Source organism: Rhodocytophaga rosea (assembly GCF_010119975.1).
Taxonomy (GTDB): domain Bacteria; phylum Bacteroidota; class Bacteroidia; order Cytophagales; family 172606-1; genus Rhodocytophaga; species Rhodocytophaga rosea.
Genome location: NZ_CP048222.1, coordinates 1,021,105 through 1,042,331 on the forward strand (window position 1 = coordinate 1,021,105; position 21,227 = coordinate 1,042,331).

General features: G+C 42.1%; 17 protein-coding genes. 10 read left to right on the plus strand and 7 right to left on the minus strand.

Going from position 1 to position 21,227, the window contains the following annotated elements:
• The first annotated feature begins 66 nt into the window (after nucleotides 1-66).
• From GXP67_RS04435 to GXP67_RS04450, 4 genes are all read left to right on the plus strand, one after another.
• A complete protein-coding gene (locus GXP67_RS04435; protein WP_162442043.1) occupies nucleotides 67-2,346 on the plus strand; it encodes a peptidylprolyl isomerase in 2,280 nt (759 codons plus the stop codon).
• Nucleotides 2,315-3,223, plus strand: coding sequence for a peptidyl-prolyl cis-trans isomerase (locus tag GXP67_RS04440; protein ID WP_162442044.1), 909 nt, complete (start codon nucleotides 2,315-2,317; stop codon nucleotides 3,221-3,223). The genes GXP67_RS04435 and GXP67_RS04440 overlap by 32 nt, the downstream gene beginning before the upstream one ends.
• 208 nt (nucleotides 3,224-3,431) lie before the next feature.
• Entirely contained in the window at nucleotides 3,432-4,787 is a 1,356-nt protein-coding gene (locus tag GXP67_RS04445; protein ID WP_162442045.1) for a peptidylprolyl isomerase, read from the plus strand.
• Nucleotides 4,788-4,928: 141 nt separating this feature from the next.
• The gene (locus GXP67_RS04450) at nucleotides 4,929-5,891 is read left to right on the plus strand and encodes an AAA family ATPase (protein ID WP_162442046.1); all 963 of its coding nucleotides are present in this window, start codon (nucleotides 4,929-4,931) and stop codon (nucleotides 5,889-5,891) included.
• Nucleotides 5,892-6,124: 233 nt separating this feature from the next.
• Here GXP67_RS04450 and GXP67_RS04455 read toward each other — a convergent pair whose 3' ends face one another.
• The 5 genes from GXP67_RS04455 to GXP67_RS04475 form a co-directional block, all read right to left on the minus strand.
• Nucleotides 6,125-7,303: an amidohydrolase family protein gene (locus GXP67_RS04455; protein ID WP_162442047.1), complete on the minus strand. Its 1,179-nt coding sequence runs from the start codon at nucleotides 7,301-7,303 to the stop codon at nucleotides 6,125-6,127.
• A complete protein-coding gene (locus GXP67_RS04460; RefSeq protein ID WP_162442048.1) occupies nucleotides 7,263-7,919 on the minus strand; it encodes an IS630 family transposase in 657 nt (218 codons plus the stop codon). Before GXP67_RS04460 ends, GXP67_RS04455 begins: the two co-directional genes overlap by 41 nt.
• Before the next feature lie 5 nt (nucleotides 7,920-7,924).
• Entirely contained in the window at nucleotides 7,925-8,407 is a 483-nt protein-coding gene (locus GXP67_RS04465) for a helix-turn-helix domain-containing protein (protein ID WP_197901563.1), read from the minus strand.
• A gap of 105 nt (nucleotides 8,408-8,512) precedes the next feature.
• Nucleotides 8,513-11,851 carry a UTP--glucose-1-phosphate uridylyltransferase gene (locus GXP67_RS04470; RefSeq protein WP_162442049.1) on the minus strand — a complete coding sequence of 1,113 codons (3,339 nt, stop codon included), beginning with the start codon at nucleotides 11,849-11,851 and terminating at the stop codon, nucleotides 8,513-8,515.
• A 66-nt stretch (nucleotides 11,852-11,917) separates the two neighbouring features.
• Nucleotides 11,918-12,868 carry a UTP--glucose-1-phosphate uridylyltransferase gene (locus GXP67_RS04475; RefSeq protein ID WP_162442050.1) on the minus strand — a complete coding sequence of 317 codons (951 nt, stop codon included), beginning with the start codon at nucleotides 12,866-12,868 and terminating at the stop codon, nucleotides 11,918-11,920.
• Between the two features lie 236 nt (nucleotides 12,869-13,104).
• Here GXP67_RS04475 and trxA point away from each other — a divergent pair, with 236 nt between their 5' ends.
• From trxA to GXP67_RS04500, 5 genes are all read left to right on the plus strand, one after another.
• The gene (gene trxA / locus GXP67_RS04480) at nucleotides 13,105-13,398 is read left to right on the plus strand and encodes a thioredoxin (protein ID WP_162442051.1); all 294 of its coding nucleotides are present in this window, start codon (nucleotides 13,105-13,107) and stop codon (nucleotides 13,396-13,398) included.
• Nucleotides 13,399-13,466: 68 nt separating this feature from the next.
• A complete protein-coding gene (locus GXP67_RS04485; RefSeq protein WP_232064929.1) occupies nucleotides 13,467-13,841 on the plus strand; it encodes a hypothetical protein in 375 nt (124 codons plus the stop codon).
• 92 nt (nucleotides 13,842-13,933) lie between these two features.
• On the plus strand, nucleotides 13,934-15,382 hold the full coding sequence (locus tag GXP67_RS04490) for an arginine deiminase family protein (RefSeq protein WP_162442052.1): 1,449 nt from the start codon (nucleotides 13,934-13,936) through the stop codon (nucleotides 15,380-15,382).
• Between the two features lie 106 nt (nucleotides 15,383-15,488).
• Nucleotides 15,489-16,409, plus strand: a complete 921-nt coding sequence (ctlX, locus tag GXP67_RS04495; protein ID WP_162442053.1) for a citrulline utilization hydrolase CtlX — start codon at nucleotides 15,489-15,491, stop codon at nucleotides 16,407-16,409.
• 91 nt (nucleotides 16,410-16,500) lie between these two features.
• Nucleotides 16,501-17,355, plus strand: coding sequence for a sugar phosphate isomerase/epimerase family protein (locus tag GXP67_RS04500; protein WP_232064931.1), 855 nt, complete (start codon nucleotides 16,501-16,503; stop codon nucleotides 17,353-17,355).
• A 93-nt stretch (nucleotides 17,356-17,448) separates the two neighbouring features.
• Here the strand turns inward: GXP67_RS04500 and rlmD are convergent, their stop codons facing one another.
• Nucleotides 17,449-18,858, minus strand: a complete 1,410-nt coding sequence (gene rlmD, locus GXP67_RS04505; protein WP_162442054.1) for a 23S rRNA (uracil(1939)-C(5))-methyltransferase RlmD — start codon at nucleotides 18,856-18,858, stop codon at nucleotides 17,449-17,451.
• Nucleotides 18,859-19,026: 168 nt separating this feature from the next.
• Between rlmD and GXP67_RS04510 the strand changes: the two genes are divergently transcribed.
• Nucleotides 19,027-19,530: a DinB family protein gene (locus GXP67_RS04510; protein ID WP_162442055.1), complete on the plus strand. Its 504-nt coding sequence runs from the start codon at nucleotides 19,027-19,029 to the stop codon at nucleotides 19,528-19,530.
• A 193-nt stretch (nucleotides 19,531-19,723) separates the two neighbouring features.
• Here the strand turns inward: GXP67_RS04510 and GXP67_RS04515 are convergent, their stop codons facing one another.
• A complete protein-coding gene (locus tag GXP67_RS04515; RefSeq protein WP_162442056.1) occupies nucleotides 19,724-21,196 on the minus strand; it encodes a SusD/RagB family nutrient-binding outer membrane lipoprotein in 1,473 nt (490 codons plus the stop codon).
• Nucleotides 21,197-21,227 lie beyond the last annotated feature (31 nt).

The following is a 21,227-nucleotide window of genomic DNA, read 5'->3' on the forward strand; positions in this document are numbered from 1 at the left end:
AGCGCTAATAATTGCCATCGAAAATCGTTAAAATTGCAATTATTTTTATATTCTTTACCATTTCATATGAGAAGGCCTGCGTACCTGGCAGTACTGATTACCCTGATAGCTGGGGGTTGTGCAGTGAACAAACAAGCGTCTGTTAAAGATCCTGTCATTGCTACCCTAGGGCAAACGCCCATTTATGCCTCAGAATTTAAATACGTTTTTGATAAAAACAGTGTAAACGACAGCCTCAGCAAAGAGGAAAGTTTAAAACAATATCTGGATCTGTATGTCAATTTCCGGCTGAAAGTACTCGAAGCCGAAAGCCTGGGACTAGATACGCTGGCTTCTTTCAAGCAAGAACTCGAAGGTTATAAACAACAACTGGCAGAACCTTACCTGCTTGATAGCAGTGTAACAGAATCTCTGGTAACACAAGCCTACGAACGGATGAAGGAAGAAATACGGGCCAGTCATATTCTCATCAATCTTCCCCAGGATGCCGATCCAAAAGATACGTTAACCGCTTTCCAGAAGATCAGTGAAGTCCGGCAAAAAGCTGCCCAGGGAGAAGATTTTGCTACACTGGCCAAAGCTAATTCCCAGGACCCCTCTGCCGCTACTTCAGGCGGAGATTTAGGATATTTTACAGCCTTACAGATGGTATACCCCTTTGAAGATGCTGCCTATAAAACCAAGGTAGGCGAAATATCTATGCCTTTCCGTACTCGTTTTGGCTATCATATTGTAAAAGTATATGACCGCAGACCTTCACAGGGAAAAGTAAAAACGGCCCATATTATGGTGCGTACCAATCCTGAAGCGCCCGAAGAAGAAGCCAAAGCCGCCAATCAGAAAATTGATGAAATACATAAGCGCCTGATGGGTGGAGAAGACTGGAACCAGTTAACCCAGCAGTTTTCGGAAGATGGTGCCTCTAAGATCAAAGGGGGAGAATTACCGGCCTTTACTACCGGAAGTATGATTCCTTCTTTTGAGGAAGCTGCCTTTGCCCTACAAAAGCCAGGCGATTTTACCTCACCGGTGCTCACTCCGTATGGATGGCATATTATTAAATTATTAGAGAAGACCGGCCTGGAACCTTTCGAAGAATTACAAACCTCTCTTCGGCAAAAAGTCTCCAGAGATTCCCGCTCCGACCTGAATAAAACTTTGCTTTTAAAACGCCTTAAAAAAGAAAATGCCTTTGTCGAATTTGCAGACGTAAAAGCAACTGCTTTCAAAAATACTTCAGATTCGCTTATAGCTGGTAAATGGAATTACAAGCCCGATAAATTCCTGCAGAAAACGCTGTTCAGTATTGGTGCACAGAAATATTCGGTGGAGGATTTTTACACCTATGTAAAACGCTATCAGCAGGCCAAGCCCACCCTTACTCCGGCTTATTACATGCAGCTTTTGTACGATGAATATGTAAACCAGACGATGGTGAATTATGAGAAAGCGCATTTGCAGGAAAAATATTCCGATTATAAATATTTAGTAAGAGAATACCGGGATGGCATGTTGCTTTTCCAGCAAATGGAGAACAAAGTATGGTCACGCTCTATGACAGACAGTACAGGCTATAAGACCTATTTTGAGAATAACCGCGATAAATACAAACTGGATAAGCATGTAACGGCAGCGATTTATAATGTAGCCAGCCAGGAAGTCCTCAGTGAGGTAAAAAATATTATTTCTAAAAAATTATATCCGGTTGCTGAGCCTGTATTTAAAGATATTTTATTTGAAAATGGGAAAAACCAGTTAACCCAGACTCACAAAACTCAATTAGATAATCTGGCCAGTGCCCTTATTAAAGATGAAACACTACAGGTTGAAGTCGCAGGAAATGCAGGATTTCAGGAAGATGAAAGCCTGGCTGGGGCACGTGCCAAAATGGTTACAGATTACCTGGTAGGGAAAGGCGTAGATATTACCAAAATTGTAGTAAAAGACAATGGGCGTTTCCGTCCGGTATCCAGCACCGACAGGCAAAAGAACCGCAGGGTGAGCATACAGATAAACTCTACTTCCAAAGAAGCCATTGAAAAATGGATAAACGCCAGAAAGCCGCTGAGTCTGGAGATTACCGAAGGCACTTTTCAGAAAGGGGATAATGCCTTAATAGACCAGGTGGAATGGAAGCCAGGCAACTATACCCTGGAACGTGATAATAGAATTGTGTATATCGAAATCACGGAAGTAAAAGAACCTCGTCAAAAAACACTGGAAGAAGCCAGAGGAACTGTTATTTCCGATTACCAGGCTTATCTGGAGAAACAATGGATAGATGAGCTCAAAACTAAGTATCCGGTAGTGATTCATGAGGAAGAAGTTAAAAAACTACTTGAATAAAGAGTATTACCGGAAAACCAGGCATCTGTTCATAGGCGTATGGATCATGCTCCTCAGCAACATACTGGCTTGCCAAGAAAAAGCTCCAGCTGTAACAGACAAATTGTTAGCCAGTGTGGGAGAAAAGAAATTACATCAATCGGACCTGGAGGGATTGGTAAGTAAAGGCGTTACAGCCACAGATAGTACAACCGTTGTCAGCAATTATATAAATGCCTGGGTCCGCAAACAGGTCATGCTGGCCAAAGCGCAGAAAGAAGCAGAACTTGATGAAAGTGAGATAGAAAGAAAAATTGCTGATTACCGCTACGACCTTACTATTTATGCCTTTGAAAAACAATACATTCAGCAACATCTGGATACGGTAGTTTCGGCAGTTGAAATTGAAGCATATTATACGGAGAATGTTGCCAATTTTGAACTAAAGCAAAATATTGTACAGGGCGTATTGATTGGTTTCCCGCAAAAATATGCCAGAACAGAACGGATTAAAAAACTACTCGGAGCAAAAGATAAGCGAAGCCGGCAGGAGTTGCAGAATATATGTTTTCAGCAGGCCAACTTTTATGTATTTACCGATTCTACCTGGACAGACTTTGACGAACTGGTAAAAAATACCCCTTTCCGGGAAATGCCTAATAAAACACAGTTTCTCAAAGGAAATAAATTTGCTGAGGCCAACGACGAAAGAGGCGTATACTTGTTAGGCATTGATGATTATAAAATTGCCAGTCAAACTTCTCCCCTTGCTTTTGCCAGCGATCAGATAAAAAGTATTATATTGAACAACCGGAAAGTGCAGCTGATTCGCAACCTGGAGCAAGAAATATACAAGCAGGCGCAGGATGAGAAAAAGATAAAAATTTACGCAGATTAAGTATGTTTACATTTTGTATGCAATTTGTCTTTTTATATAACCGTTTGTCTATAAATACTGGCTTATTACACATAAAATTCGTACCTTAAAAAATTAATATTTGCAATTTATTTGCTGCTTGTGTGGTTACTTAAATTAGCAGCATTTTTGTTAAAATTACAATAGCAGCTATAATGGAAGGAGAGGCTGCCTCAAAAAATTATAAACCATGCATCCTAAAACCACATTCATTCGACTCTTTCTTTTTATTGCTTTCATCCTACCGGCTTTTGTAGCCGTTGGCCAGGGACAAGGCATTACTATAGATAAAATCATTGTAAAAGTAGATAACTACATCATCCTTCAATCTGATCTGGAGGCAAGTTATCTGCAATATTTATCCGATGGGCGGCCTGCCAGTGCAGATGCCAAATGCCAGATGTTGCAAGGCCTCGTGGTAAATAAAGTATTGGCCGCCAAAGCTGAAATAGATTCAGTGATTGTAGAAGACAAACGGGTAGATAGCGAACTTGACAGGAGAATGCAATATATGGCTTCGCAGTTTGGTTCTGAAAAGAAAATTGAAGAAGCCTATGGAAAAAGCATCGATGCGCTGAAAACTGAACTGCGCAAATCCCTGAAGGAACAGCTCACAGTACAGCAGATGCAGGATGAAATTACCAAAGGAATAAAAATTACACCCAACGAAGTAAAACGTTTTTATAACAGCATTCCCAAAGACAGTATTCCATATTTCCCAACAGAGGTAGAAGTAGGGCAAATTGTAAAAATCGGGAGTGTCAGCAAAGCCCAAAAAACCCAGACCAGGGAAAAACTGGATGAGATCAGGACCAGGATTGTAAATGGAGAGGATTTCGAGACATTAGCCAAAACCTATTCTGATGACCTGGGAAGCGCCAGGCAAGGCGGAAACCTGGGGTATGCCAAAAGAGGACAAATGGTAGCCGACTTTGAAGCGGCAGCCTTAAAGCTAAAAAAGAATGATATTTCGCCGGTAATTGAATCAGAATTTGGTTTCCACATCATACAGCTCTTAGACCGCCGGGGAGATGAATACAATGCCCGTCATATCCTGATTCGCCCCAGCTATGCAGATGTAGATTTAACTGAGGCAACTGCTTACCTGGATAGCCTGCGTTCACGTATCCTGTCTGATACCATCAGCTTTGAAAAAGCAGCTAAAGAATATTCCGATGATAAGGCTTCTGCACCCAGTGGCGGTATTTTAACTGATGCAAATAGCGGCAGCACCAAAATATTTGCCGAAAACCTCGATCCGGTTATTTATTTAACTGTAGATACCATGCAGGTTGGCCACATCAGTAAACCGGTAGCATACCGTACCGATGATGGAAAAAGTGCTATGCGTATCTTATATTATAAGTCTAAAATTGCGCCGCATTATGCTAATCTTACCGACGACTGGCAGAAAATATACAACGCTGCCCTGGGAGAAAAGAAGAATAAAGTCTTAAATGAATGGTTTGAAAAATCCAAAGGGGAAGTGTATATCAGCATTGATGATGACTACAAGGATTGTAAGCTGATGCAGGGCATTCAATAGCAAACATAATTTATGTGCCCATTATTCCTAAATGGAGCAGAAATCAATATACAGAGTAAGCTGATTTGAGCAAAAGAGAAATTCTCCTTACACAGCTTCTGAGTTTAGTAAATCAATTCCCACCCTAATACCCCAAATCAAGTGAAATATACCTCTGATGTAGAAGCAGCTAACGCCTTACAGGCATCTTATAAAAAACTAAGTGCAGAAATCTCAAAAGTCGTAATCGGCCAGGATGAAGTAATCAGATTATTATTAACCGCTATTTTTTCTCAAGGTCATTGCCTGCTGGTAGGCGTACCAGGATTAGCTAAAACCCTGTTGATCCAAACGATAGCCGCTTCTCTCGACCTACATTTCAATCGTATCCAGTTTACGCCAGATCTGATGCCATCTGATATTTTAGGATCTGAAACACTCGACCAGGAACGGAATTTCAAATTCATTAGGGGAGCTATTTTTGCTAACATCATTCTGGCAGATGAAATCAACCGGACGCCTCCGAAAACACAATCTGCCTTGCTGGAAGCCATGCAGGAATATTCGGTTACCATTTCCGGACAAAAATATGGCCTTGACCGTCCTTTTTTCGTACTGGCCACCCAGAATCCTATTGAGCAGGAAGGTACTTACCCACTACCTGAAGCCCAGCTGGACCGTTTTATGTTCAATGTGAAACTGGATTATCCTTCATATAAATCAGAGGTAGAGATTGTAAAAAATACTACTTCTTCCTACCATTATGATGTGCAGAAAGTGCTTACCGGAAATGAAATCCGGGAGTTCCAGGCCCTGGTACGTAAGGTGCCCGTGCCAGATAATGTAGTAGAATACGCTGTAAAAATGGTGCATAAAACCCGTCCAAATACAGCAACCGCTGCACCGGAAGCCAATCAATATCTGGAATGGGGTGCTGGTCCAAGAGCTTCGCAATACCTGGTCTTAGGGGCAAAATGTAATGCCTTATTCAGCGGAAAATATTCTCCCGATATAGAAGATGTGCAAGCAGTAGCTTCTCCGATTTTGCGCCACCGCATTGTACGTAACTTTAAAGCGGAAGCAGAGAATATAACAGTAGATGATATTATCAAAAAGCTGTTATAAACACATACATTCTCATATTTTAAATTACAAAAGCCTGCTTATAAGCAGGCTTTTGTAATTTAAAATACGTTTTGAAGCACAACAACTAGCTAAAAAAATACGCTAAAACCCTATCAAGACCGGTAGGGCTAAAGATGTGTGAACAGTTTTAATACCAACCAGAGTCTTATATAGCAGACACATGAGCATTAAAATGTAATGAGCGGTAACTTCCTTCCATATATCGGAAATAGCTAACGTGGAGGAATGTGTCTTAGTGAACTTACGTTTAATGGAAGGGATACATTTAATTGTTCCAATTCACTTACTAACTGACTCCATTGCAAAGGCAACCATTTTACTGCTCTACCTACTCTTATAGGCTGAAATAGCCCTTGATCGATACAGGCTATATAAGCGGCATCTGCTAGTACAACCTTGTAGTTTACAATAACAAGCAATATATCTTCCGGATTCAGGCTATAAAACGATAGTGGTAAGTCTGTATGGGTTCGTTTGGCAATAACCCAGTTTCCTGAAGTTTGCCGATGATTCAGCTTAAAAACTTGTTTAGGATTTCTTGTAAGTGCATAAAAAAGTTCTTCGTCGCTTAGCATGCCCAAGCCTCTCGCTACACGTACTTGCTGCCACATATTTGATGAAGCAGAAAGATTAGAGTCTGTACCAAATACTATAGTAGTAAGATGCTTTACTTTATCTATAACTGGCCCTTTACCATATAAATAAATATTGGAGTCAGGGCACCATATTATTGCCTTGAAGTGCTTAGCATGCTTAGGTAAAATTTGAATTGCGTGAATTCCTATTAAATTTCTTTTGAAAAGATTCCATTTAATCAAATTGTCAATCTCTGCGGTCATTTCGGGAGAAGTTCCTTCTCCAATATGAACCATTACATCTTTTTGAAACCATGGATAATTTAATTTTAATTTCCAGTTTTTTTCATAGCTGATAGAATGGATGTATTGATAGTGTAAAAATACTGGGTAGTTAAATTGGTTAATCAAGCGGTGATATCCTCCATGGTGTACAATAGTAGTAATTCCATTTAAAATGTTTTTCAGGATACCCCAACCCACTCTTAACGGTAGTGGCAGATTTAATATTTGCTTAATTTCCTTTTTATAATACTGATGAATATCGCTTGCCCACTCTTTATAATCACCGTAAGTATGCCTGGCTAATAAAGGAAAAAGGTTAAATTCAAGATGATCATGAGAGTTAATCAGACCTGGAAAGGCAAAGATTTCCGTATCCGTATGTTGATTTGAAAATACATCGGTACTATTCAATAACTGACCATGCTTAATTGAAAAAGATTTACAATTCTCATCATACAAAATATCCACATTAGCTAGTAGTCTATAAACATTAAATAGTCGGGTATAGTTTTTTGAGTTTAACCCTGGCATCTTGATTGGTGAACTGCCAATTAGCTTTTACTGCTTTGTTATTTCTGCTCTCCTGCCAGGCGCTTAGCTGTTTTATTAACTCATCCTCTGTGGCAATGTGCCTGTCAAGGCAATCTCTTTGTAACACTGATAGCTCTATTTCTGCCATATTGAGCCAACTGCCATGAGCCGGGGTAAAGATAAACTCTATCCTGTCTAAATACGCTTTAGCTTTCTCAGGTTGATAAAGTTCATAAAAAGCACTTGGTTTGTGAGCCGACAAGTTATCCTCTACTAAAGTGATTTTCTCGCATGCTTTGTAAGTAGTATCCAACAACCGGCTTAGAATCTTTACCCAGGTGAAACGGTTGTGGTTTTGCTCCACAAAACAATATCGTTTACCGGCTAATGGCTCAAAGACCATATAGATATCACGCACTCCATGTCTTGTATAGATACTGTCCTGATACTGTTTTCCATCTTTGCCTATGAAGTGTTTGCTTTCAATAAGTTGTTTGGGTGATTCATCCAAAGTGACCAGCAGCTGCTTTTCATCATATGGCCTTTCATAGACTGAAATCACTTTTTCCATTTGATAAACAAACCCTGCATTTTGTTTAGGGGGGATCACCCACATGGGCCTCAGCCAAGGCTTAAGCTCATTTTTTTTAACAGGCTTGCCACACTCGTATGGGAAATGGAGTCAATCACCTTGAGTTCTACTAATCTGTCTGCCAGCAGTTGCAGTTTCCATTTTGCCTGTCCTTGAGGCGGCTCACTACAGACTAATGCCAGCAGATGCGCTTCTACCTTCCCATCTATCTTTTTGTCGCTTCTTAATTTTCTTGTTTTCTTATCAAACATGCCCATGCCCTGCTCACAAAAACACTTACGGATACGCTCCACACTTCTGGTAGATAATTTATAAGTTTCTGCCAACTCAGTCTCACTTTGCCTGCCTGTTGTTTCATCGCTGGCTAACAGCACATAGGCTTTTTGAATATCTTTGGCCTTTCGGCTGCCTTTATTTATCCAACTACTTAAGATCCTTCTTTCTTCAGCACTGAGGGTAATTCGATAAATGACCATGGCTTTTTTGATCAAATTACCTAATTTACCTGACATCTTATATTTTATGAACTACTAGTGTGCAGTTATCAACAAAAGTATTCATAGTATCTACTTAAGCAAGTTTAAAAACAAGCAAACTATGCTTATCTGCTAAAAAGCCTAAGTTTCATCAAATGTACACAAGGAAGCCACATACGCCTTACTGCCATCGGTAACCCAGGAATCCAGCTGTGCGGGATCTTTCATCTGCTGGCCACGTAATCTGGGTACAGCCAGATAGCCACATTGAATATCCGGTAAAGCCGACATATCACTCCAGAGCTTTTCTACCTGGGCCACCGGATAAATATCTTCCTGTCCATGACCCCAGCGGAATTTTACATCTTTAATCGTTACATACGTAGGCATCCGGTGGGCTACACTCCGTACTGCTTTTGCCAGCAGGGCATCTTCCCCTTTTAAATCTTCCCTGGAAAGTCCGAATAGATTCAGCAAAGGATCGATCTGAATCCAGGTGGTCATGGAATTATAATAACTGAGTTTGAGTTCGTCTGCTTCATTGGGCTGGGCTAACCCTTCCAGCAAACGTACATGGCCGTTCACTCTGGCCAGGCCACCTCCCCTATCGTCAATTCGTCTGGGCACTACTTCAAAAGTGAGTACATTACCTGATTTCAGATGGTGACCAAGCGCCATAGGATGAACATCCGCCCCAAGCGTATCAATATTATGCAGCATGATCGTTTCCAGCGAAGGATTTTCGTCCAGCAAAGTTGCTAAGGTACCATTCCGGATCAGGTTAGATACTTCATACCAGTGGCCTAAAGGCGAAAAACGCTGACCTGCAATATTATCAGAATAATCGGTCCCTTCTCCTTTTGATTTTGCCCAGCCAATTAATGTTCGCCTAACCGCTTCCCGTACTTTTTGTTTGTTCTCATCCAGGGTTTCCTGTGGCATTTCCTCCCACATAAAGCGTAAATCCCTTTCCATGGGCACAAAACGCTGTCCGATAGAACGGCCTGGGGAAAGATATACTTTTCCGGAATAGCCATAATTGCGGCTTTTTTCCAGCTTCTTGCGGATGGGCTCATGGGTTAAATAGCTGGTGGCTACAATATGCGGAATCAGCACATTGTATTGTTCGGCTATTTTGCGGGTTTTGGCCAGGTGCATTTCCAGGAAACTGCGGTGAACACCTTTAATTTCCACAAACGGATTGAGTGCCTTAATTACACCAGCTCCTTTTGTCCATCGGCTGCCTACACCAGCTGCCAGGCTCATTACGGCTACCTTTCCTGCCTTAATAGCTTCTTCGCCTGTTTTATATAAAGACTTCAAAGTCTCCAATTTGGCAATATCAGAGTCATGCACATCTTCAATCAGGGTTTCAGCAGGCAATCGGTTCCTCGACAAGCCAATTCTTCCTTTTTGTATGGCTTCACGTATCTCTTCATGCTGGATATAATCAAATCCATTTTCTTTTTTAATGCGATCCGCCATTTCATCCTGAGCCAGCCGGTTGTGCTGGGAGGCTGGGTCTGATACTTTAAACAGGTTACTAACAATCGTTCTTAACAGTGGAAACGCCTCATTATTCGCATCACATAAAGTTGTAAAATGGTCTATTTCAGCCCGCCGGATATACGAAATACTGGCTGGCTCTTTCCTTACCAGTTCAGATACGTGAATGGCATAATACTGCGCAGGCATCATCGCTTCGCTGCCCTCATGTAAACGGGCATACGTACCATTAGGATTAATCTGCCAGTTATATACTACTGGTTCCATAGCAAATGGCAAGGAATCAGACAATTCCGCTTTGGTAGATTTGAGTATATTCAGTACTTGCTGCTTGTATTCCTCATATTTTTCCGGATTTACAAACATGCCCATTCCTCCGCCAGACATACCTCCCAGCATCAGAAAACCATAATAATCTTCTCCGAATTGTTTCCGGGCTTTCGCAATAATCTGCTCAGTAAAATAGGTAGAAGCCCACGGAATAATGGTTTTAATGGGTTCAGCAAAGTTTCGTCCGGTGTTTGCGGCCAGTTTCTTAATGTCACCTTCTTTGAGTGCCTGTAAAATATTGTCGAATATCTGATTAGTTTGCTTGCGGGCTTCCCATTCTTTTTCGGCCCTGAGCAGGTATTTCTCAGAAACCATTTCCAGAATAGGACCTACATTGGAAGCCATCCCACCATGCATTAATACCAGGGAACTGGTCATTTTTTCAGCAATATCCGGATGTACAGCGTCTCCCTGCAATATCCGGTGCCTTGGAAGTAAACAACCCCGGCTGATGCCATATTCCGGATCACCTTCCTGGGCAAAAGTACCTTCAATGGCTTTAATGCCAGGCCATACACCACCTGAATCCTGCCATCCGCCACCAGAACCACCTAGCCATTCGCCCAGTATAGCCCTGGAAGCCACCAGCCGTCTTTCACTTTCCTGTAATCCTCCTTCAAACAATTGCGTTTGGCCGGTAGCCCGCATCAACAGGCTGATGATAGAACCGAGTAAGTTGGTAGAAACGGCCAGCCGGGAGCCTTTTGGTATATCATTTACTTTAGTCACCAGCTCTATTCCCATGCCTGGAGCTACAATTCTGGATAATATCTGGTCCAGGGGCTGGCTGGTGCCTTCAAAAGAAGGAGGAATCAAACCGGAAGCAATAATACCAGCTTTAATCAGGCTCAGGTAATCGTTTCCGAAATTAAATAAGTCGGCTAAATCGGTAATGTCTTTGGTCACATTCAGGTCTATACTGGTTAGTCGCAGCACAGGTTCAGGAATAATGCGGATATAGCTTTGTATGGGTGGTTTAATGTCTTTGTCCCGGCCAAACACACCTAAATTAATCGACACATTAATGACCCTCGCTCCTTCCGGATAATCCATTCCGAGGAAAAATATATCAGACCAGCCACTATGTGTCAAATCCATCCGTACCGGGGTTTGTTCTTCCAGCACCGGATAAAAAATGGAGTTTTCTGTCCGCTTGAGTAACCTGGAATGAATTTTTATGGGATGGTCTTCCAGGTGGCCTACCCGGAACATCCACTGGTTTCCTTTGCTGGAACGTACACTCTTGCGCACTTGATCGGCCAGAATCTGGAATGACAAATGGTGATAACTTTCGGCCAGCCCGCTGAATAAGGTTGCGTTCGGACCCTCTTTTTCAATGGCATCCAGGAAACAAACTATTGCCTGTTCAAAACGCCTGCCCAGCAGATCTTCAAACCCTTCATAGGGTATTTTGCCGGTTTCAGGTGTATCAGCTGCTTCCATCAGAAAAAAGCGGTAGCCGGCATGTAAAAACAAAATGGCACGTACCCGGTCATACAAATTCTGGCTGGCTTTGCGGAAAGTATCCAGTTCTTTCAACTGGGCAAATAATTGCCTGGAAGTAAAGCGCCGGCATAGCTCGTAGAAAGAACGGTTCCGTTTTTCAGGTTCGGTTGTGGTAATGGTTTCTATAAAAACATTCATGTATTGAATGGCTGAATGGTCAAATCATTTTATTTAGCAGGAAGATTAAAATCTATTGCTACTGAATTATTTAATTGCTCTGGTATTGGCTTCAGCCAGGGTTTCTACAATCGTAGTGAGTGTCTGATTGTGAGCCTGACCGGCTAAACCTAGGGCAATCTGGGCTTGCAAGAGGCCAAACTTTTTACTGATGTCGTAGCGGCTGCCTTTTACCTCCTGTGCCAGGTATTTATCTTGTCTGGATAATTCCTGCAGGGACGCAGTCAGGGTTAAGTTTCCATTGGAATGCGGCATATTCTTTTCAAGAATCTGGAATATCAGCGGCGTAAGCACATGCATTCCAAAAAAGCATAAGTAATAGCCAATGCGTAAGCCAGGTGTCTGAAGTTCGAGTTCAGCAATGCTCAGAGAAGGTTTTTCAATGAGTTTTTCCACCAGATACACCCCTGGCACATTGGAAATATGTTTACCAGTAAGGGTTCCGTATTTCCCAATCAAGTGTTCAACCGTTGGATTTACAGCTGATACGGAGCAATTTTCCTGCACGGCCAGATCTATCAATTGCTGTGCACAGCGTTTTCCTGGCATATTAGACACATATAAATAATCGCCCAGCAATAAGAGAAAAGGTTCGTTATTTACAAATCCTTTGGCACAATGTACGGCATGCCCATACCCTAATGGCTCTTTCTGTTCAGCAAAATGCAGGCGGCTCAACAGATGATCAATTTTTTCAGCTTCTTCCTTGGCCCAGTCAATACCTTTATAGGATTGCAGCAAATTGGTATGCAGGGATTGAAATGCTTCTGTATACCGCTGTTCGTCGCCTGGCGCACAAACCACACATATTTCTTCAATGCCGCTTAGAAATGCTTCTTCTGCAATAATCTGAAGGACAGGCTTATATAATCCATCTGTATCAATTACGGGCAACATGGCTTTCTGAACGGTATCAGCTACCGGGTAGAGGCGTTCCCCTCTGGCAGCGGCTGTAATAACGGCTTTTTTTATTTTCATCAGGTATAAGAAAAAATGGCTTCGTAAAATACTAATTTTTTCTAATAGTCAAGGCTCATTGTCTGGAACCGGGATTACACAGGGTAAGAAGATTGCAGGATTATAAAAACCAGTAAGCTTGATTTCAATCCGGCAAATCCCCAAAATCATGGTTGCCAAGAAATGAAACCAGTCTGATATGTATTCGTGTTATAAGGAAGAAAAGAAATACAAGTCATTTTTAACAATATACTATTATGGGATTTAATGAACTGATACAATCTGAAACACCGGTGCTGGTTGATTTTTTTGCTACCTGGTGCGGTCCTTGTAAAATGATGGCACCTATGCTGGAAGAACTAAAAGGAAAAATCGGCGACAAAGCCAGAATTGTAAAAATAGATATAGATAAAAATCCGCAGGCGGCCGATAAATACAATGTACAAAGTGTGCCCACCCTGATGGTCTTTAAAGGCGGCCAACTGCTCTGGCGGCAATCTGGCGTAGTACCAGTACATCAGCTGGAAAGAATTATCGGGCAGTATGCCTAGGAAGTCTCTGGTCTTTGGTATACTATAAAAGTGTCAGCCATCAAAAACCCGTAAGTGCTCTTACGGGTTTGTTATCTAAAGACCATTTCATCAACAAAATTAACGAACAACCAACAACGATTGCGTATTATTTTGCAATATTCGGGAATGGGATTAACTTACCACAGTTAACAAAGCGGGTAGATATGTTTAATTTCTTTAAGAAAAAAAATCACCAGGAACAGCCAAAAACGCCCTTACCTCAACTGGCCGACATCAATCAGTTTCCGCTCCAAGTGGGCGATGTAGTAGAAGCACTGCGCTACGATTTAGGAAAATGCAAACTTATACAGGTTGACAAAGGGTATGCCTATGAATCTCTATCCACTGGTGAGCAGGTAAGCTGGCTTCGTATGGTAGATGCCATTACCCAGCTTCAGAAGGTAAAAAAGGTGATGGAGTAAGTTGAATGTTTAGGGTAGCTATTCAAAAATCCTGTTTTAGATTTGCACACACCAGTAATCCGGAATTGTGCCGGTGAATAAATTCTTTATTTATGCCCCCATACAAACAACCTATCCCTGTTCATGTAACTTCTGAAATCGGAACTCTAAAACGGGTCATTATTCACAGTCCGGATAGTGGGCTGGGTAAAGTAGTACCATCTAAAGCCCAGGACTGGCTTTTTGAAGATATTGTGCACCTGGATACCATGCGGAAAGGGGAATATGATTATTATATTAAAATTTTACTATATTTTCTGGACCCCGAAAAAGTAAAGGGTAAGATCAAAGAAATAGATGCGGCTGCGAATCAACGCAATTTTTATAAGCCCGAACATCCGGACTATTTCAACTCCGATAAAGTAATAGATCCACAATATTTGCTGGCAGATATTTTAGAAGTAACAGATGTAAAAATGCGGCTGATTGCCTCTATCTGCGCAGTTGAACGTTGCTCGTATACTACACAAGGGCAACTCATGGAAATGGAACCGAAAGAATTATCCAAAACGCTGATTTCGGGAACGCTTCCGGACAAAAGTATGATTTTTGCCCCGATTCCCAACTTCATCTTCACCCGTGATATTGGCATTGTCATCAACGATCATGTGCTGCTGAATAAGCCGGCTAAAATCGCCCGTACCCGGGAAGCTTTGTTAACTCAGTACATTTTCTATAATCATCCTTTGTTTGCAGATTTGCGTGAAAAAATCATTGAACTGCCTGAGAGTGAACACCATTTTTTGTTACCCGATGGAGAAAAAGACAACAAACTGGTTACCCTGGAAGGCGGCGATGTAATGATGGTAAGTGCCAATCATTTGCTGATCGGTTGCAGCGAACGCACTTCTCCCTATGCAGCCAACCAGGTGATTAAAGTGCTTTTTGAGAAAAATGTGGTTGAGAAAGTTACGGTGATCTGGATTCCCAAAAAACGGGATTATATGCATATTGACACCATTTTTACGCAGGTAAAAAAAGATGTATGGGTACTACTGGGAACTCTTTCTAAAAAGGGGGAAGAACTTGAAAAACGGGATGTAATGGAAAGCCTGATGGATGGGAAAGTGACGGATAAGCTAAAAATTGTTCAGTTCATAAAAGATAAAGATAAACCTGTTCACTTCGAGTATTTGGAAGATCTGCTGGATGATATCAGCAAGCATGACTTACAATCGGGTAAAAAAACCAGGTTCATTTATTCGGGAAATAATGAGTTCCCTTTTGGCGTACGTGAACAATGGACGGATTCCTGTAATCTGCTGGCGGTAAAAGAGGGTGTAGTAATTGGCTACGACCGCAACGACAAAACGGTAGAAGCTTTCCGGAATACTGGATTTGATGTAATATGTGCTGCCGACTTACTGCATGCATTTGAAAGTGGCCATCTTTCTCCGCAAACCATGGAAAACACACTTATTTTGCTGCCTTCGGCGGAATTATCAAGAGCCCGGGGCGGCTCTCATTGTATGAGTATGCCGCTATTCAGGGAAAAAATATAAAGGAATTACGAATTCTACTTTCAGTTCATTCATACATCCTATTAATCCCAAATTCCGATAAGTACAGGTTTCAGACAATATAATCGCTTATTCACCATTTACAGCTATGCAAGCCACCTCACATATATTAATGATACGCCCGGTGCGGTTCGCTTTTAATGAACAAACTGCTGAGAGCAATGCTTTCCAGGACCCGGAAGCCGCTCAGAATGCCGTTGAAGTACAGGAAAAAGCCTTACATGAATTTGATGCTATGGTAGATGGTTTGCGGAATCTGGGTGTGGATATAACCGTTATTGAAGATACTCCGGAGCCACATACCCCAGATGCCATCTTCCCTAATAACTGGGTGTCTTTTCATGCCAATGGCACCGTGTGTTTATATCCCATGTACGCCCCCAACCGCCGCCTGGAAAGAAGGGAAGAGATTATCAGCCATTTGCAAAAAAAATTCAAAGTAAATAATACCCTGGATTTTACTACTTATGAAGCTGCCCAGCAATTCCTGGAAGGTACCGGAAGCCTGGTTTTAGACCGTATCAATAGAATTGCCTATGCCTGTCTTTCACCTCGTACCAGTCCGGAGATTTTAGAGGAGTTTGCCCGGAAAATGGATTTCCGGGTAGTAAGCTTTACCTCCACCGACGAAAAAGGAAGGCAGATTTATCATACCAATGTGGTAATGTGTATAGGCGACCGCTTTGCTGTTATTTGTACAGAAAGTATCATTAATGATGAAGAACGGGCGTATGTACTTCAAACCTTGCAACAAACCGGCAAAGAGGTAATTGAAATCAGTATGGAACAATTGAAGCGGTTTGCCGGAAACATGCTGCAGGTTCAGAACAAGTTTGGCGAAAATATCTTAGTGATGTCTACGCAGGCATACCGTTCGCTGCTGCCTGATCAGCTCAAAAAGCTTGAAAAACACAACCAGATGTTCTATACCGACCTGTATACTATCGAAAGCAATGGCGGCGGCAGTGCCCGTTGTATGATGGCGGAGGTATATCTGCCTGTAAAATAAAATACTTGCAAAAGGTTCTGGCAGTTCAATATATGATTTGTATACTACGGAAACATAACCTATGACTACTAACTAAACTTCTAATACCTTTATGAAACCTTTATCTATGCTTTCTAAACTACTTTTCACTTATCTGGTATTGATCTCAGTGAATAACTTACTCTTTGCACAGGAAATCGGACTGCAGTTATACAGCCTTCGGGAGCAATTTAAAACAGATGTACCCGGAACCTTTGCTAAAATAAAAAGCTGGAATATCCGCGAAATAGAAGGTGGCGGCACTTATGGCTTGTCGCAGGATGAGTTTAAAAAACTACTGGCACAGAATAACCTCAAAATCATTAGTACAGGCGCTGATTTTAATCAACTGGCTACTAATCCCCAGGCAGCGGTAGAAGCAGCAAAACTTACTGGTGCCAAGTATGTAGTCTGCTACTGGATTCCTCACAAAGACGATGAATTCACGATCGAAGAGATGAAAAAAGCAGTTGAGGTATTCAATTCAGCCGGAAAAGTACTTCATGAAAATGGGCTTACGCTGTGTTATCATCCGCATGGCTTTGAATTCAGACCCTACGAACAAGGCACTTTATTTGATTATCTGGTTAAAAATACTGATCCCAAATACCTGAACTTCGAAATGGATGTATTCTGGGTAAAACACCCAGGACAAGATCCGGTAGCCTTACTGAAAAAATACCCCAAACGTTTTGCACTCATGCACCTCAAAGACCGGAAGCCTGGTACCGAAGGCAACCAGAATGGCCGGGCCGATGTGGAAACAAATGTGGTATTAGGCAGCGGTGATGTAGGAATAGCCGCCATCATGAAAGAAGCCAAAAAAGCTGGCGTAGAGCATTATTTCATCGAAGACGAATCTTCCCGTTCCGTAGAGCAAATTCCCCAAAGCCTTGAATTTCTGAAAGGTTTAAAAAAGAGCCAGTAACGGATTGTTATTGGTTATTGGTCAGTAGTCATTTTTATAATTGTGTGATTGTAGACACTTATATCAACTAATGACTACTGACCAATGACTAATTTACTTCTTTGCAAGCAAAGCCACATTCTCCACATGGTAGGTATGCGGAAACATATCTACTGGCTGTAATGCTTCCACTTTGTATTTAGCATCCAGTAAAGCAATATCCCTGGCCTGCGTAGCCGGATTACAACTCACATATACAATTTTTTGTGGCTCGGCTTCCAACAGCATCTGAATTACTTGAGGGTCCATGCCAGCCCTAGGCGGGTCGGTAATCACTACATCTGGTTTACCATGCTGTGCCAGAAAATGGCCTGTGAGTAAATCTTTAATGTCACCGGCGAAAAATGAAGTATTCGTTATCTGATTGATCTGTGAATTGACTTTGGCATCCTCAACCGCCATGGGCACATATTCCAGTCCAACTACTTTTTTTGCCTGCCTGGCTACAAAATTGGCAATGGTGCCAGTGCCGGTATATAAATCATATACCACCTCATGGTCCTGCAAACCGGCGTATTCCCTGGTTATTTTATACAGTTCATACGCCTGCTGGGCATTGGTCTGGTAAAAAGATTTAGGACCCACCCGGAATTGCAGGTCTTCCATCTGCTCGGTGATATAAGGCTTACCGGCAAAACAGATGACTTCCAGGTCATGGAAGGTTTCGTTGCCTTTGGGATTTACTACATATTGCAGGGAAGTGATCTGCGGAAATTGTTCTAACAAATATGCCAGTAGTTTTTCCACTTCCGGTTTATCAGGCCGGTATACTTGCAGAATTACCATTACTTCGCCAATATTAGCCGTACGGATGATCAAATTCCGGAGAAAACCTTCATTTTTTACATTGTCAAAGAAGGAGAGATTATGCAAACGGGCATATTCTTTCACTGCCAGCCGGATGGGATTAGAAGGTTCCGGTTGCAGATAACAATGCTCAATATCAAGTATTTTGTCAAAGCGTTTGGGAATATGAAAACCCAGCGTCCGTTTTTCCAGTAATTTCTCTGAACGCAAATCCTCATCGGTAAGCCAGCGGTTGGGAGAAAAAGTAAACTCCAGCTTATTGCGGTAATAGGTGGTTTCGGCAGAAGGCAAAATCGGCTGAAGGGCAGGCAACTCTACTTTGGCAATCCTTTCCAGGTGATCTTTTACCTGTTGCTGCTTATAATCAAGTTGCGTTTGATAAGGAATGTGCTGCCATTTACAGCCGCCACACAAGCCAAAATGCTGGCAAAACGGCTCTGTGCGTTCCTTCGACAAACTATGAAAGCGCAACGGCACAGCTTCCATAAAATTTTTCTTTTTCCGGGTGATCCGCAGATCTACTACATCGCCGGGAGCAACCACTCCTTCCACAAATATGACCATATCTTCATGGCGGGCGATACATTTTCCTTCCGCAGCAATACTTTCGATCCGGATGTTCTCTAATACAGGCAGGCGTTCTTTCTTCTTTTTCATAACAAGCCGCAAATATAGGCAAGTGCTTTCAATATAGGGAAACATCCTGCCGGGCACAGGCGGATTCCGGCAAATCCCTTCTTACATTTTTTCAGTTTGTGGTGACATAGGGTTGTCACCGGGCATGTTTTACTTTGTAGCAGATCAAAACTTATAACATTTTTATTTATGGAAACTAACAGCATGCAGGCAGAAGAAGCCACCCAGACACATATACTTTCTCCGGAACAATTACTTGCCCACTGGCAAGGGCACCGCAAACTGACACGCCGGGTGATTGAAGCTTTTCCAGATGATGCCTTGTTTTCTTATTCTGTTGGAGGGATGCGTCCTTTTTCGGAACTAGCGCTGGAAATGATCGGAATGGGAGGCGAAGGTATTGGAGGAATCGCTACTGGCAACTGGGAAGCTTTTCCTACACCAAATACTCCTACAACAAAAGCTGAGTTATTAAAGCTTTGGGATGAAGTAACGGAAACCATCAATAAAACCTGGCCACAGATTTCCTTGCAACGCTTTCAGGAAACAGATGTAGCCTTTGGCCAGTACGAAAGCAAAATCTACTGGACACTCTTTTACTTTATTGACAATGAAATTCATCACCGGGGACAAGGGTATGTTTACCTGCGTTCACTTGGAATCCAACCTCCTCCTTTCTGGGAACGTGAATAAGCAGCGTTTTACATTTGCCGGAATGATGGACAGATTGAAAACAAAAGAAAAGCTTCTGTTAGAAGCTTTTCTTTTGTTTTGCCTTTTACAAGCCAATTTTTGCATAAACAATCAGTGATTTGAGAGTTATCTTACAAAATATAATATAATGTATTTTTCAGGGTTTTGATAAGTATAATTAAAGCTTCACCATCTAATCTCTATCCCACCAAACCGGCAGAGTAAGGCCATTTCTGCCAGTAGGAACATTGGTTTGAGAAACATTCTCTGCATTGTTTAAGAGCTCCTGCTGCGGATAAGGGAAACGGACCGGGATAGTTGGCGTGAGGGCATCGGCTGCCAGTTGCAGATCGTTGGGAAAGCCGGTTCTGCGAAAGTCGTTAAAAGCTTCAAATTGAAGGAATAGAGCAATGTATTTCTGTTCTATAATCTCTTCCAGCGCATTAGTAGCCGTTAACACTGGCCGTGCTTCTACATAATTGTTAGCTGCTTCCTGATCAACTCCAAGGTCTTCCATAGAAGCCACAATAGCCTGCTGGTATGCCTCCTGAGCAGCCTCCGCTCCACTCACCCGGAACCTGGCTTCAGCCTCAATAAACTTTGCTTCCGCATACGTTAGCCATTGTAAAGGCGCTTCTGCATCGCTATAAAAGTTGCCGATATTTGAAATATCATTATTATCCAGGTTACCTACCCCATTGGGCGCACCATTATATTGAGGTGTTCCATTAGTAGTGGGTTGTACCTGTATAGGCAAGCGGGGATCATTCAATCCTTGCAGCCTGGCTACATAAGATGCACTCAAACGGGTATCATCATTCCATTTTCCATCAATGGCCCACTGGAACCAGGGATTTTCGGCACCTTCAGCATCATAATATTGAAAAAGCGCATTATCCGCATTGCTGGCAAATCCATTTTGTAGTGCTATGAGGGCAAGATTAGATTGTTCTACCGGATCGTAGCCTGGAGCATTGGTCAGGTGCATATGAAACCTGGCTTTCAAAGTATAAGCCATTTTTATCCATTTTGGCAGGCTGTTATTCCGCCAGGCATTCTGATTAGCAGCCGGATACAGCAGATCATCGGCGGCAGGACTGCGCACACTGGTTTTGTTAAAATCTTCAATAGCTCCATCCAGCAATTCCTGGACGGCTGTATAAATGGATTCCTGTGGATCGTACTTGGGCTTTAATGTTTTTTCTGGTTGCCAGGCTTCAGAATACGGCACTTCTCCCCAGAGATCTGTTACTACAGACATATTCCAGGCCCATATTAATTTGGCAATGGCGGCATAATGATAATTTTCCTGCCTGGTTGCACTTTCATTGAGCAACTTGGCATTTTGCATGACGGCTGTATAGGAACTATATGTCCATAAATTATCTACATCTGATTCATCTACATCATAATTATCTTCAGAAGGAGGAGCGCCGGTAAAGGCCGTATATTGAATCCAGAACGAAGGAATCCTGGCAGGATCGCTTCCCAGTACAGAGTAAGAAAAGTTACCCAGCAAGCCAGACAATTGCAGGTCATTGGATACGTCCAGGGGATTATTGGGATCATCCCGGAAGGGAGCCATAAATTCTTTATCGCAGGAAGTCGCCACCAGCAAACACATGCTAAGCAGGAAGATTTTTGTACCTATATATAATCTTTTCATAAGAGTTATTCAGAGTTTGGGTGAATAGGTG

Coding starts and splice junctions, on each gene's coding strand:
- GXP67_RS04465 (WP_197901563.1), bottom strand. CDS start 8,407: ATGTCAGGTAAATTAGGTAATTTGATCAAAAAAGCCATGGTCATTTAT.
- GXP67_RS04475 (WP_162442050.1), bottom strand. CDS start 12,868: ATGAAAATAAAAAAAGCCGTTATTACAGCCGCTGCCAGAGGGGAACGC.
- GXP67_RS04435 (WP_162442043.1), top strand. CDS start 67: ATGAGAAGGCCTGCGTACCTGGCAGTACTGATTACCCTGATAGCTGGG.
- ctlX (WP_162442053.1), top strand. CDS start 15,489: ATGCAAGCCACCTCACATATATTAATGATACGCCCGGTGCGGTTCGCT.
- GXP67_RS04500 (WP_232064931.1), top strand. CDS start 16,501: ATGAAACCTTTATCTATGCTTTCTAAACTACTTTTCACTTATCTGGTA.
- GXP67_RS04460 (WP_162442048.1), bottom strand. CDS start 7,919: ATGTGGGTGATCCCCCCTAAACAAAATGCAGGGTTTGTTTATCAAATG.
- GXP67_RS04515 (WP_162442056.1), bottom strand. CDS start 21,196: ATGAAAAGATTATATATAGGTACAAAAATCTTCCTGCTTAGCATGTGT.
- GXP67_RS04510 (WP_162442055.1), top strand. CDS start 19,027: ATGGAAACTAACAGCATGCAGGCAGAAGAAGCCACCCAGACACATATA.
- GXP67_RS04445 (WP_162442045.1), top strand. CDS start 3,432: ATGCATCCTAAAACCACATTCATTCGACTCTTTCTTTTTATTGCTTTC.
- rlmD (WP_162442054.1), bottom strand. CDS start 18,858: ATGAAAAAGAAGAAAGAACGCCTGCCTGTATTAGAGAACATCCGGATC.
- GXP67_RS04490 (WP_162442052.1), top strand. CDS start 13,934: ATGCCCCCATACAAACAACCTATCCCTGTTCATGTAACTTCTGAAATC.
- trxA (WP_162442051.1), top strand. CDS start 13,105: ATGGGATTTAATGAACTGATACAATCTGAAACACCGGTGCTGGTTGAT.
- GXP67_RS04440 (WP_162442044.1), top strand. CDS start 2,315: ATGAGGAAGAAGTTAAAAAACTACTTGAATAAAGAGTATTACCGGAAA.
- GXP67_RS04455 (WP_162442047.1), bottom strand. CDS start 7,303: ATGCCAGGGTTAAACTCAAAAAACTATACCCGACTATTTAATGTTTAT.
- GXP67_RS04470 (WP_162442049.1), bottom strand. CDS start 11,851: ATGAATGTTTTTATAGAAACCATTACCACAACCGAACCTGAAAAACGG.